Genomic DNA, 11800 nt, shown 5'->3' with positions numbered 1-11800 from the left:
GTCAGAAAGATTGCGTCTCAAGAATACGGTCCCGCGCGGGTGCGAGGGTGGCGCGCCACTGGTCGGCCACGCGCGACAGGAAGAATTCGGGGCGTGCCCTCGCCAGCGGCGTGTCGCGGCTAGAAGCGCGCCACGCTCGGATACGGGCGACGATGGCGTCAAAATCCCCGGTGTCGATGCATTGCGACGGGTCCGAGGCGACCTCGTCGTTCGCGCCCAGCCCGCGGTGCAGCAGCGCCGGACAGCCCACCGCGTTCGCCTCGGCGATCACCAGGCCGAAGGTCTCGGCGAAATGGTCCTGCGGATAGAACAGGCAAAGCGCCCGACGCATCCAGCGGTGGAGCTCGCCCTGCGCCAGCCGTCCCAGCGGCAGCACGCCCTCCGGCGCCCGCCCCGCCGGCCAGGCCAGATACCCTGGATCCGCCACCGCCAGCCGCAGCATCGGAAGCTGCTCGCGCAGCCTGTCAAACCGCCGGAAAACCTGTCCCAGCCCCTTGTGCGGCGAACTTGCATAGAGCAGCAGGTTCGGATCGCGCTCGGTTCTGTCCGGGGCAAGGTCATCGGGTATGGGGTTCGGAATGTGCGAGATGCGCGGTGCCTCCGGCCCGGAAAAACCGCGCAGCCACCGCGCATGCGCCGCCGACACGCAGATCACCTCGACATTCATGTGCCGCAGCCCGGCCGCCTGGGAACGATTGTGCCGCCCCGGAAAGACATGCTGCCAGACGACGACCCGTGTGTCGGGATGCTGCCGCGCCAGCTTCTGCGCGACCTTCCACGAGTTGATGACCACGATCACCCCGGGCCGCTCCGGCAGGGGCCGGCTCACGTCCCATCCCGCGTAAGCCACACCGTTCACGCGTATCTCAGGGCACGTTCGCGCCGCCTGACGAACGGTGACAGAACGCCACCCCGCCAGACACTCGCTGATGCTTACCAGCGTCCTCTCGGTGCCGCCCAGCCCCGCCAAGTCTCCCGCCCGCCCGGTATAGGCGCGCGGCGCCATCGGATCGACGAAAGTCACCCCGCCGCTCACGCGACCTGCTCCAAAGGTCCACTCAACTGCCGCAGCACCCGCGCGTTGCAGAGGGCCGGATTGGTGCAGGCCGCCACCCTCACCGCGCTGAGGTCGATCGGCACCTCCGCCACCTCGCGGGTGCGGAACCAATGGCCCACCGCATCCCAGACGCGCTGCCGGTCCACCTGCCGCCGTGCGCTGTCGTAATCGGTGTCCTTCTGCTGGGTCAGTCCATCGGCGCTTTCGATCTTGGTCAAAAGGATGTCGGGGATCACCCAGAGCACCTCGCCCGCCATGATCAGCCGATTGCGGAACTCCCGGTCCTCCTCGATGCAATCCGAAAATCCGCCCAGCCGGTCGAAAACCGACCGGTGGAACAGCCCCGAATTGACATGCGTCCAGTCCCCCGGCACGCCCGCCGCCATCTGCAGGTTGGGGAAGAAATCGTCCACCAGGCTCAGCGTGCGGCGGATTTCCACCCGCTCGCCATCGGGCAGGATCAACTCGTGATGGCTCAGCACCGCCCCGATCTGGATAGCCGTGTCGGGTTCGCGCCCCGACAGCCGCCAGTTCAGGCAGGGATGCGCGCCGACGCCCTCGTTGCCCATCACCCGCGCCTGCCGCATCACCTTGTCGCGATGCGGAATGTCGTCGGAATCGTGAAACGTGATCGCCTCCGTCGCCGACAGCGCGATCCCCACGTTCTTGGCCTGCGCAGTCCCGGCATTGGCCGCCAGCGTGACGCCGACAAATCGAGGATGATCCGCATAGCGCGCGATAACCGCCCCGGTCTCGTCGCCCGACCCGTCGTCCACCACCATCACGGTTGTCTTCGGATGCGACTGGCCCAGCGCAGCGTCAATGGCCTGCGGCAGAACCCATGCCCGGTTGAAGGTCGGGATAACGATGGTAACACTCGGGATCATGCCCGAACCTCCTCGGTGATGCGCAACGAGGCGCGATAGGCCGCCAGCCGCTCACAGGTCGCTCGCGCCAGAGGGAGGGGCAGCAAAAGCAACGCTGCGCCCGTCAACGAGAACCACGGGAGAGCCGAAACGTTCCAAAGCAGCATCAGGCCGACGACAAAAAGCGCGGAGAAAACCCAGCCGACCTTCTCCGAGGCGCCAGTCTCGTCCTTCGCCGTGCGCTCGAAGCTGCCGCTGCGGCCCAGCAGGGCGTCGACACTGGCCAGTGCCGAGGGCACGATCATCGCGATCCGCACCGACAGCGCGTCCAGGATGACCGCCAGCGAGGGCCGCCCGCGCAGGACAGTGCTCAGCACCATCGGCAGGCAGACAGACAGCGCAACCAGCAACAGGCCAAAGCCCGAGAGATCGGTGAGCAACGTTGCAGCGCGGCCGTCATGTCCCAGCAGGACGGCACAGGCCCCCCCGATCAGCCCCGCCGTCAACGGGAGCGCCATATTGGCCCAGGCGGTCAGCTGCGCAAACACCTGCACCGCCGAGCGCGTCGGAAGGCCCCCGAGGCCGCCCGAGATCGTGGCTGCGTTCCCGGCCGTCCACCGATAGCGTTGCAGCGCCAGACCCGAGAAATCCATGGGCAACAGGCCCCGTCCGACGAGCCGGTCGACAAACCGGCCCCTGAACCCGAAACGTCGCAGCCGAAGGCCAAGTTCGGCGTCTTCGGTAATCGTGCGGGCGCTCCAGCCGCCCACTGCCTCCAGCGCACTGCGGCGGATCACGCTCAGCGTGCCGGTCAGCAGCATCGCCCCGGCGCAATCCGCTTCCCGCGCATGCCGCAGGAAATAGTCGGCAAGCTCGAGTGACAGACCGGCCGCCGCGCCGCCGTCCTTGCGGTAAGCCTGCGGGAACTGCAGGAAATCGTCGTCGCTGCGCCGCAACTCGGCGGCGGCGGTCGCCAGGAAATCCGGCTCGACCTGGTAATCCGCGTCAACAATCACGACATGGCTCGCAGCGGGGTGCGTCAGGCGCAGCGCGATGTTCAGAGCGCCCGCCTTGGCGCCCTCTACCCCGTCCACATGGTAGAACCGGACATTCGGACCAAGCCCGCGGCAGGCCCGTTCGACGGGATGCCACAGCGCGGGATCGCGCGTGTTATTGTCCAGCAGGATGACCTCATACCCCGGCGCCCCTTGCTGGCGCGCCAGCGCGTGCAACGTCTCGATCACCATCTGCGACGGCTCTTCGTGGGTGGCGATATGAACCGAAAAGAAAGGCGCCTGATCCGCAGGCGCGCCGGCTTTCATCTCCGCCGGTCGCCGCGAAGATCCGGCGAAGAGGTTCAGCGCCCCAAGCCCGCCCTGTATGATTGTGGCAAGAGCGACGATGAAAAGTGCCGCCACCGGTACCAGAACGGCAAGCGCCATCAGCCCGAGGAATACGCCCCGGCCATCCACCCTCAACATCTCGCTTGTCTCCTGAAACCGTTCGCGCCGCATTGTGCAACCTGCGGAAACAACGGCTCAGGATGATCCACGTTCCGTTAACATTTGTTATCTGTCGGCGACTGCAACCGCTGGGAGGGCATCGCCGAAACCGAAGGTAACGGTCAGGTTAGCGTGCGGCTCGCGGACGGAACGATGGTGCGCGCACGCGGTCAAGCGGACAAGGGCACGCGCGTGGAAGTGTTCGTGCGCCCCGAGGCAATGCGCATCGGCCCCGGAGAGGACGGCGCAACGCTAGCCGGCACCGTCGACAGCCTGCTGTTCAACGGCGCCAACAGCCGGGTGCTGGTGCGCACAACCGGCGGTGCGCTGGTCGAGGTCGCCGACCCGGCCGCCGACGGCGAGGGGACGCAGGTGCAGGTCTCCTGGCCGGCACAGAAGGCGCTGTGCTTCCCGCGGGCCGCCGCCTAATGCGCCACGACACCGCCCGCCTGTCCCTGATCCTGCTGATGGCGCCCTTCCTGCTTTGGATCAACCTGCTGGTCGTGCTGCCGCAACTCGGCATCGGCTATGTCTCGCTGCGCGAAAAGATCGGCCCCCGCCAATACGAATTCGGCTTTGGCAACTACATGGCGTTCTTCGGCGAGCCGATCTACTGGAACACCCTGCTGCGAACGGCCTGGATGTCGATCCTCGTCACCTCTCTGGCGCTGCTGATCGGCTTTCCGGTGGCGTATTAGATCGCCAAGATTGCCTGCCGCCGCACACGCGCCGGGCTGTTCCTGCTCTGCCTCATCCCGCTCTGGGTCAGCGATCTGGTGCGCGCTTTCGGCTGGATCATCCTGCTGCGCGAAACCGGCCTGATCTCGGGCGCGCCGCAATGGGCCGGGCTGGTCAGCGGCCCCGTCGAACTGCTTTACAACGAAGTCACCGTCATCAGCGGCACCGCGTGGTCGGCGCGCCCGGCTTCCAGCGCATGGGCAGCGTCGTCTTAGCGCCACCCCCACCGATCCCGAACTGATCGAAATCGGCCTGCGCGGATTGCGCGCCGCCACCTGGCAAATCCTGAACCAGACGCGCGACCTCACCGGTTTTGACGATTGAGGCGCGCAAAAACCCGAAACTTTCCGGCGCCGTACCGCATGGGGTTTCACGACGGCCGTCAAAGGCGCCCGCCGTCACTCCCGGGATCGGCCGAAGGCGGTCCCGCACCCCCTGCGCAACCAACTCATCAGAATCGTCGCCGCCCGGGACTGACGATCGAAAACGCGCGGACGGCGAACCCTGGGCCCGCCGCCCGCGCAGATGTCAGAAAATGAAGTCGCTGGCCGACAGATCGGCAGCCTCGATGCCGACCAGGACGATCACATTCCGACCGTCGTTCCCCATGTCATAGACCAGACGGCCATTGATTTCGCTACTGTTGGCCAGGAAATCGTCAAGGCTGGTCGCCTCACCGGTGGTCGCCGAAAAATCGAGCGTGTCGGTCCCGGCTTCGAAATCGCGCACGATGTCGCGCCCGAAAAACTTGGTGAAGTGGAAGGTATCCGCGCCCCGCCCGCCGATCAGAACGTCGCGCCCCGCGCCGCCGGTCAGATCGTCGTCGCCAACTCGCCCGTTCAGAATGTCGTTGCCGCGCCCGCCGATCAGGACATCGTCATGGCGGAAGCCCAGGAACTTGTCGGCGCCGGCGCCGCCCCGGAAGGTGATCGAGTCGGACTTGATGACCTCCAGCAGGGCCTCTGTCGCCCCCTCGCCATCGGGCGCGGAACCGAGCAGACCATAGATCACGTCATGCGACTCCGCAGCGGCGATCTTGGGCGAGAACGTGACCTTGAAATCGAGCTCGGTCATCTCGAAGCTGGCGACACCGCCCTCACCGCTCGTCGAAGTCGCGCCGTGGCCGAATTCCACCGCGCGCACCGGGCCGCTGACCACGTGGGTCGCCATGCTGTAGCTCAGCCCGCCACGGATGACATAGGCCTGTGCATCCGTGTCCGGGGTATCGGACAGGTCCGACTCCGAGGCGGCATAGTTGCCCGACAGGCCGTTCGAGAAGGCTCCGCGCCCCGCGGGGGTGAAGTCGGTGTCGAAGGCATCGAGATAAGCGTAAAAGTCGCTGGCGCCGGCGTTGCCAGCCCTGATGGTGATGGTCATTGCGTCTCCTTTTGGGTCGCCGCCGCGGCCCTGACACAACAACGCGGCAGGCGGCACCGGACCAAATCTGTGCTGCCCGGGGGCAACGAGTTACGGGAATGCTGGGGGTCCGACGACGCGCACGTTACTGCGCATACGGGGCGGGCCAACCTTGGATAGGGACCCGCTGCCTTGCCCCTGCGGTCTAATAAAGGCGATAAAATCTGTCAAGTAATTCCGACCCGGATCCGCCGAATTCTCAGCGCGCCCGCGCCAGATGCGGCAACAGGAAACTCTGCCCCCGAGCCGGCGCGATATTGACCCTCAGATCACAGCGATAGGTGGCCGAGAGAACTGAATCCGTCATCACCTCGGGCGGCGCGCCCGTGGCCGTCGCCCGCCCCTCGCACATGACGGTGATCCTGTCGGCGAACATTGCCGAGAGGTTCAGGTCATGCATGACTGCCACCACCCCGCCGCCCCGCGCGGCATAGCGGCGCAGCAGTTCCATCACAACCAGCTGATGCCCGATATCCAGACTCGCCACCGGCTCGTCCAGCAACAGCCAGCGGGGCCGGCCATCGACCACCGGCTCCCAGATCTGGCAGAGCACGCGCGCCAGCTGCGCGCGCTGCTGCTCGCCGCCCGACAATTCCTGGTAATACCGGCCCGCATAGCCATCTAGGCCCACTGCCGCCAGCGCCTGCGCCGGCAGATGCTCGCGCCCGCCCCAGATGCCCGCGCTCAGCCCCATGCGTACGACCTCGCCCACCTGAAACGGAAAGGCCAGCGTCGCCGCCTGCGGCAGCACCGCGCGCATCGCCGCCAGCTGCCAGGGCTTCAGCCCGCGCATGTCGGCGCCGTTCATATGCAGGCTGCCGGTGCTGTCGATCTCGCCGGTGATCGCCTTCAGCAGCGTCGACTTGCCCGACCCGTTGGGGCCGACAATCGCGGACACCTCCCCCGGGAAGGCGGTGAAATCGACCCCGTGCAGGATCGCCTTGCCGCCCAGCCGCACCCTGACGTCGCGCGCCTTCAGCATCACAGATCCACCAGCCCGCGCCGACGCAGCAGGATCCACAGGAACACCGGCGCGCCCAGGATCGCAGTGACGATCCCGATGGGCAACTCGCCCGGCGCAACGATCACCCGGCTGATGACATCGGCCACCAGCAGCAGCGTCGCCCCCAGCAGCGCAGCGTTCGGCAGCAACGGCTCGTGGTCGGGGCCCGTCGCCAGACGCAGCAGATGCGGCACCACGATGCCAATGAAGGCGATCCCGCCCGACACCGCCACGGCGGCCCCGGTGGCGGCGGCAACCGACAGCACGGCCAGCGCCTTGATGCGCTGCACCGGCAGCCCCATGTGCCCCGCCGTCGCCTCGCCCAACGCCAGCCCGTTCAGCCCCCGACCCAGCGTCGCGGCCAGCAGCATCGCGCCCAGCATCACCGGCCCGGCCACCTGCACCTTGAGCCAGGTCGCACCGGCCAGCGAACCGAGCTGCCAGAACGTCAGATCGCGTAGCTGCGCGTCATCGGCCATGTAGATCATCAGCCCCGACAGCGCCCCGGCCATCGCGGTCAGCGCGATCCCGGCCAGCAGCATGGTCGCGACCGAGGTCCGCCCGCGCCGGGTCGAAACCCGGTACAGCAGCAGCGTCGCGCCCCAGGCGCCCAGAAAGGCGGCCAGCGGCAACAGCCAGGGACCCGCGAAAACAGCCGGCAGGCTCGCCCCCAGCACGATGGCAAAGATCGCGCCCAGGCTGGCACCGGCGCTGACGCCGACGATGCCCGGATCTGCCAGCGGGTTCCGGAACAGCCCCTGCAGGACCGCGCCCGAAAGCGCCAGCGCACCGCCCACGGCAATTGCCATCAACATGCGCGGCATCCGGATCTGCCACAGCACCACCTGCTCGGTCGCCGTCAGAGGCTGCCCCGTCGCCAGCTTCTCCAGCGCCCCCCAAAGCGAGGTGCCCGAGGCGCCGACCGCCAGGCTCAGCACCGCCGCCACGACCAGCAGCGCACCCAGCACCAGATGGGCGCGCCGGGCGCGGCTGCGGCGGCTCGGGAAGGCCGCCGCAATGTCTCCGGTCGCCGTCATGCGCCTCAGCCCCCGTAAAGCGCCGCGTTCAGATCGGCCACCGCCTCGGGGATGCGCGGACCGAAGCCCAGCAGATACAGCCCGTCCATCCGCACCACAGCCCGGGCCTGCCCGGCTGGCGTCGCGGCAATCCACGGCAGCGCGACCAGTTGGTCGACCGGGCTGTCATGATCGCCGCCGCGGTCCATCATCAGGATCGCATCGGGCGCGGCCGAGATCACGGCTTCGTCGGTCAGCGGCTTGTAGCCCTCGAACCCGGTCACCGCATTCTCGGCCCCCGCCAGCTCGATCATCGCCGCCGCGGCCGTGCCGCTGCCCGAGGCCATGATCCGCCCGCCCGCCGCACTCAGCACGAACAGCACACGCTTCTTCGCGCCGCCAGCCCGCGCCTCGGCCTGCGCCTGCGCCGCCTCCAGCCGCGCGGCCACGTCGGTTGCCAGCGCCTCGGCCTTGTCTTCTACGCCGATGGCCGCGCCGATGGTGCGGATCTTGGCCTGCACGCCTTCGCCGGTAAAGACGTCCGGGATCTGCACCATCGCCACCTCCGCGTCTTTCAGCACCTCGACGGTTTCCGGAGGCCCGGCGTTCTGATCCGCCAGGATCAGATCCGGCCCGACCGACAGCACGCCCTCAGGCGACAGCGCCCGCATGTAGCCGACATCCGGCAGCGCCAGCGCCGCCTCGGGATAGACCGAGGTCGTATCCCGCGCGACCAGCCGGTCGCCCGCGCCCAGGGCAAAGACGATCTCGGTGACCGCACCGCCGATGGACACGATGGCACCCGCCGGCTCGTTCGCCTGCGCCGGCGCGGCCAGCGCCAGCGCACCAGCACAAAGGATCGCACGCAGGGTCACGCCGTGACCTCCTCGGCCAGCCCGTCCAGCCCTTCGACCAGCTTGCCCCAGGCCGGACGGCAATCCCGGCCTTCCTTGCCGACGCCGAAGACCTGCAGGATCAGCCCGCCGTCCTTGTTGAAGGCCTCGACCGACACCGCCGGCCCGCGCCGCGTCGGCTTGTCCACAGCCCAGACCTCGGCGATCCGGTCCAGCCGCAGATGCAGGTTGAACCCCGGGTCCAGCACGTTCTGCCAGGGGCCCATCGCCTTCAGCGTATGAACCGGGCCGGAATGAATCTCGATGCAGCCGCGATTGCCGACGAAGACCATGATTTCCAGTCCCTGCGCCTGCACCTTCTGGAGCATGTCATCGAAAGCCGACGGCGCCAGCGCGCGCACAAAGGGCGCGCCAGCCACACGATAGGCCCCCAGACGGTTCATCTTCAGCTTGGAGGTCAGCCTCAGGAACTGGTGCGTATCGGTCATCCGCTCCCATTCCTGGCGCAGGATGTCTACCTTGTCCCTCGCCGAGCGCGGCGCCTCGTCCGGCTCGCGCTTGCCAACGCTCAGCGTCTGCACCTGCTCGGGCAGCCGCATCTCCTGCTTCACCTGCTCCCAGACCGCCAGATCGGCGCCCTCGCGCAGGAAAATCTTGTGCACAGCGTCGCCGGCCGCATCGAAGACCTGCAGACTGCGGCGGGTGCCGGCATCCGTCTCCTTCTCGACCATGAAGCCATACTGCCAATGCGCCGGGAACATGCGCAGGTCGATGGCGTCGTTCAGCACCATCGAGGCATGCGGCCCCGCGTGATAATTGGCATAGGTCCCGACCTTCTCGATCACGCAGTCCTCGTTGCGCGTAAGCGCCATGACTTCGCCAAGCCGCATTGCCGCGCCCATGACCGCATCGGGATGCGGGTTGACCGCCGTCACCCCCGCGCCGCAATGGGCCGCCAGAAGCTGGGCCTCGCTGATGCCAAGCTTGTCCGCCAGATCGCGCTCGCGCATGTTGGAATGGTCCGCACGAGAGGCCCTGATAGCCTCCGCGGAAAGCGTATGGGAATCGGTCACGGGGGACACCTTCTGCCTTGCTGTTTCCTGGGAGGGGCTGGCAAGCGCCGAGGGGGCACCAGCTGGCAAAGCTTGAGTTAAAACCTCAACCTTTATTCTTGACGCTTTTAGTAATCTTTCTTAGAAGACGCAAGCGGTCGAAAACCATCGTCCGCAAAAATCTTCATGCGCCCCCGCCAGCCTTCGCGAGCACACGGCCCCTGTCTGCCTGCGAGGACCTTCATGACTGTCAAAGCGGATCTGCGCGTTTTTTTCCTTTCTACAACGGCGCTGATCCTGGCCACCGGAACCGCCACCGCGCAGGACGGCGGCGAGGGCTTCCTCGGCACCCTCGTGCTCGGCACCAGCAAGCGCGAGGTGCAAACCAGCACCGCCACCCCGGTGACCGAGGTCAACCAGGAAGAAATCGACGACCGTCAGGCCGGCACCGTGGCCGAGTTGATCGACTCCGTTCCCGGCGTCAGCCTCGTCAATGGCTCCACTCCGGCCGGCTCGGGCATCAACATCCGCGGCTTCGGTGCCAACAGCACCTTCGGCACCGACCAGAAGGTCGCCATCCAGATCGACGGCGCCAGCGTCGGCGCGGAAGAGCTCTACCGCATCGGCACCCAGCTCTACACCGACCCATTCCTCTACAAGCAGGTCAGCGTCATCCGCGGCACGGTGGGCAGCTTCGAATACGGCTCGGGCATCATCGGCGGCGTGGTCAAGCTCGAAACCAAGGACGCCTCGGACTTCACCCATGGCGAGATCGGCATGGTCTTCGGCCAGACGGTGGAATTCACCAGCAACGGCAATGGCATCACCAGTTCCTCGATCCTGGCCTGGCAGCCGACCGAGAATTTCGAGATGCTGATGAACTACACCTGGCGCGACCAGAGCACCCAGACCGACGGCAGCGGCAACAGTGTCGGCAACAGCGCCTTCACCCTGCCCTCGGGCCTGATCAAGGCGAAATACACCTTCGGCGCCAATCGCGACCAGTCGCTGACCCTCTCGCTGAACCAGTCCCAGTCCAGCGACCGCGACGTGCCCTTCGACAGCTTCACCACCACGTCCGACGCCTTCGGAAACGTCGACCGGGACACGCTGTCGCGCACCGCCGTGCTTGCCTACAACTTCAACCCCGCCGGCAATGACCGCATCAACCTCGATGTCTTGCTGTCCTATGCCGACCAGAAGATCGACCAGACCTACGTCCCCGGTTCCTCGTTCCTTGACGGCACGCCCGACTTTGCGCAGCTGGAACCGCTGGTGAATGCCGACCACCACTACCAGACCACCAAACTCGCCATCAAGAACACCGCCTATCTCACCACCGGCCAGATCCGCCACGACCTGCGCACCGGGGTCGAGTTCATCCACAAGAAGCGGCTGGATGCCAGCGCCGCCCCCGGCGGCACCGACGACCGCATCGCACTCTTCATCGTGGATGACATGCAGATTGGCGATTATTGGACGGTCAGCCCGGCTTGGCGGTACGAAAGATCGACTGTCCGCGGATCCACAGCGCCTTATGACCAGACCTACAAGAACGATGCGCAGATGGGCGGACTCTCGGTACGGCGCTCCTTTTCCAACGGCTTTGCCATCTTTGGCAGCGCCGCGTATACAGAATCCCTGCCGATCATCGACGACCTTGACACCAGAGGTCCAACTTCTCCGAAAAACTTGATGAACATGGCGGAAAAGGCTCACACGTATGAAATCGGAGCGTCGTTCGACCGGATCGATCTGTGGCGGGATGGCGACCGCCTCGCGATCAAGGCCAACTACTACACGAGCGACCTTTACGACGTGACCTCCTACACCGCTTCAAGCAGCGGCCCAAGTGAACGATTGGCGAAGGTCGAGAACAAGGGCCTCGAACTCGAAGCCTCCTACTCCACGCTTGAAGGCTATTATGTCGACTTCAACGCCAACCTCGTGGACGGCGAGGAATTCAACGGCGCCGGCGCCGCCTCCCGCTGGCGCAACTCCCCGGCTGACAGCGCCCGCCTGACTTTGGGTCGCAAGTTCGGCGAGGCGCTGGACGTCAGCTGGGAAGTCGTCGCCAACAAGTCCGTCCAGAAAACCGCGACAACCCATGTGCCAGGCTTCGGTGTGCACAACCTGCGTCTGACCTGGGCGCCCGAAACCGGGCCGCTGGAAGGCACCACCATCCGCGCCGGGATCGAGAACGTCTTCGACCGCGCCTATACCCCGAACCTTTCGACCCGCCCCGCGCCGGGGCGCAATTTCAAAGTGACCCTGTCACGCCTGTTCTGAGGACCAA

12 protein-coding genes are annotated in these 11800 nt (G+C 66.5%); 4 read left to right on the top strand and 8 right to left on the bottom strand.

Features of this window, described 5'->3' with window-relative positions:
* Nucleotide 1 precedes the first annotated feature (1 nt).
* From ACFO5X_RS24125 to ACFO5X_RS24115, 3 genes are read right to left on the bottom strand one after another with little or no spacing between them, the layout of a single operon-like run.
* Entirely contained in the window at nt 2-1036 is a 1035-nt protein-coding gene (locus tag ACFO5X_RS24125; RefSeq protein WP_380722428.1) for a glycosyltransferase, read from the bottom strand.
* A complete protein-coding gene (locus tag ACFO5X_RS24120) occupies nt 1033-1944 on the bottom strand; it encodes a glycosyltransferase family 2 protein (RefSeq protein WP_380722427.1) in 912 nt (303 codons plus the stop codon). Before ACFO5X_RS24120 ends, ACFO5X_RS24125 begins: the two co-directional genes overlap by 4 nt.
* Nucleotides 1941-3404 carry a glycosyltransferase family 2 protein gene (locus tag ACFO5X_RS24115; protein ID WP_380722425.1) on the bottom strand — a complete coding sequence of 488 codons (1464 nt, stop codon included), beginning with the start codon at nt 3402-3404 and terminating at the stop codon, nt 1941-1943. Before ACFO5X_RS24115 ends, ACFO5X_RS24120 begins: the two co-directional genes overlap by 4 nt.
* Before the next feature lie 213 nt (nt 3405-3617).
* Here ACFO5X_RS24115 and ACFO5X_RS24110 point away from each other — a divergent pair, with 213 nt between their 5' ends.
* The 3 genes from ACFO5X_RS24110 (at nt 3618) to ACFO5X_RS24100 (ending at nt 4378) form a co-directional block, all read left to right on the top strand.
* Nucleotides 3618-3854: a TOBE domain-containing protein gene (locus ACFO5X_RS24110; RefSeq protein ID WP_380722423.1), complete on the top strand. Its 237-nt coding sequence runs from the start codon at nt 3618-3620 to the stop codon at nt 3852-3854.
* On the top strand, nt 3854-4123 hold the full coding sequence (locus tag ACFO5X_RS24105; protein WP_380722421.1) for a hypothetical protein: 270 nt from the start codon (nt 3854-3856) through the stop codon (nt 4121-4123). Before ACFO5X_RS24110 ends, ACFO5X_RS24105 begins: the two co-directional genes overlap by 1 nt.
* A 78-nt stretch (nt 4124-4201) precedes the next feature.
* Nucleotides 4202-4378 carry a hypothetical protein gene (locus ACFO5X_RS24100; RefSeq protein ID WP_380722419.1) on the top strand — a complete coding sequence of 59 codons (177 nt, stop codon included), beginning with the start codon at nt 4202-4204 and terminating at the stop codon, nt 4376-4378.
* A gap of 313 nt (nt 4379-4691) precedes the next feature.
* Here ACFO5X_RS24100 and ACFO5X_RS24095 read toward each other — a convergent pair whose 3' ends face one another.
* The 5 genes from ACFO5X_RS24095 to ACFO5X_RS24075 form a co-directional block, all read right to left on the bottom strand.
* Nucleotides 4692-5540, bottom strand: a complete 849-nt coding sequence (locus ACFO5X_RS24095; RefSeq protein ID WP_380722417.1) for a M10 family metallopeptidase C-terminal domain-containing protein — start codon at nt 5538-5540, stop codon at nt 4692-4694.
* Nucleotides 5541-5778: 238 nt separating this feature from the next.
* Complete coding sequence (locus ACFO5X_RS24090) at nt 5779-6561, bottom strand: heme ABC transporter ATP-binding protein (protein WP_380722415.1); 783 nt, start codon at nt 6559-6561, stop codon at nt 5779-5781.
* Entirely contained in the window at nt 6561-7619 is a 1059-nt protein-coding gene (locus ACFO5X_RS24085; protein WP_380722413.1) for a FecCD family ABC transporter permease, read from the bottom strand. The genes ACFO5X_RS24090 and ACFO5X_RS24085 overlap by 1 nt, the downstream gene beginning before the upstream one ends.
* A gap of 5 nt (nt 7620-7624) precedes the next feature.
* Nucleotides 7625-8467: a heme/hemin ABC transporter substrate-binding protein gene (locus ACFO5X_RS24080; RefSeq protein WP_380723231.1), complete on the bottom strand. Its 843-nt coding sequence runs from the start codon at nt 8465-8467 to the stop codon at nt 7625-7627.
* Between the two features lie 2 nt (nt 8468-8469).
* Nucleotides 8470-9462, bottom strand: a complete 993-nt coding sequence (locus ACFO5X_RS24075; protein ID WP_380722411.1) for a hemin-degrading factor — start codon at nt 9460-9462, stop codon at nt 8470-8472.
* A 285-nt stretch (nt 9463-9747) separates the two neighbouring features.
* On the opposite strand from ACFO5X_RS24075, the gene ACFO5X_RS24070 reads away from it, so the two are divergent.
* Nucleotides 9748-11793 (top strand): TonB-dependent receptor plug domain-containing protein, encoded by a 2046-nt coding sequence (locus ACFO5X_RS24070; RefSeq protein ID WP_380722409.1) that lies wholly within the window; start codon nt 9748-9750, stop codon nt 11791-11793.
* The last annotated feature ends 7 nt before the right edge of the window (nt 11794-11800 follow it).

Source organism: Seohaeicola nanhaiensis (assembly GCF_042654245.1).
Classification (GTDB): Bacteria; Pseudomonadota; Alphaproteobacteria; order Rhodobacterales; family Rhodobacteraceae; genus Seohaeicola_A; species Seohaeicola_A nanhaiensis.
The sequence above is the reverse complement of the archived record's forward strand: the minus strand, read 5'-3'. Positions and strand labels throughout refer to the sequence as shown.

Excerpts from the sequence above, each read along its gene's own strand:
- ACFO5X_RS24120 (WP_380722427.1), bottom strand. The coding sequence starts at position 1,944 with ATGATCCCGAGTGTTACCATCGTTATCCCGACCTTCAACCGGGCATGG.
- ACFO5X_RS24115 (WP_380722425.1), bottom strand. The coding sequence starts at position 3,404 with ATGTTGAGGGTGGATGGCCGGGGCGTATTCCTCGGGCTGATGGCGCTT.
- ACFO5X_RS24105 (WP_380722421.1), top strand. The coding sequence starts at position 3,854 with ATGCGCCACGACACCGCCCGCCTGTCCCTGATCCTGCTGATGGCGCCC.
- ACFO5X_RS24095 (WP_380722417.1), bottom strand. The coding sequence starts at position 5,540 with ATGACCATCACCATCAGGGCTGGCAACGCCGGCGCCAGCGACTTTTAC.
- ACFO5X_RS24090 (WP_380722415.1), bottom strand. The coding sequence starts at position 6,561 with ATGCTGAAGGCGCGCGACGTCAGGGTGCGGCTGGGCGGCAAGGCGATC.
- ACFO5X_RS24085 (WP_380722413.1), bottom strand. The coding sequence starts at position 7,619 with ATGACGGCGACCGGAGACATTGCGGCGGCCTTCCCGAGCCGCCGCAGC.
- ACFO5X_RS24075 (WP_380722411.1), bottom strand. The coding sequence starts at position 9,462 with ATGCGCGAGCGCGATCTGGCGGACAAGCTTGGCATCAGCGAGGCCCAG.
- ACFO5X_RS24070 (WP_380722409.1), top strand. The coding sequence starts at position 9,748 with ATGACTGTCAAAGCGGATCTGCGCGTTTTTTTCCTTTCTACAACGGCG.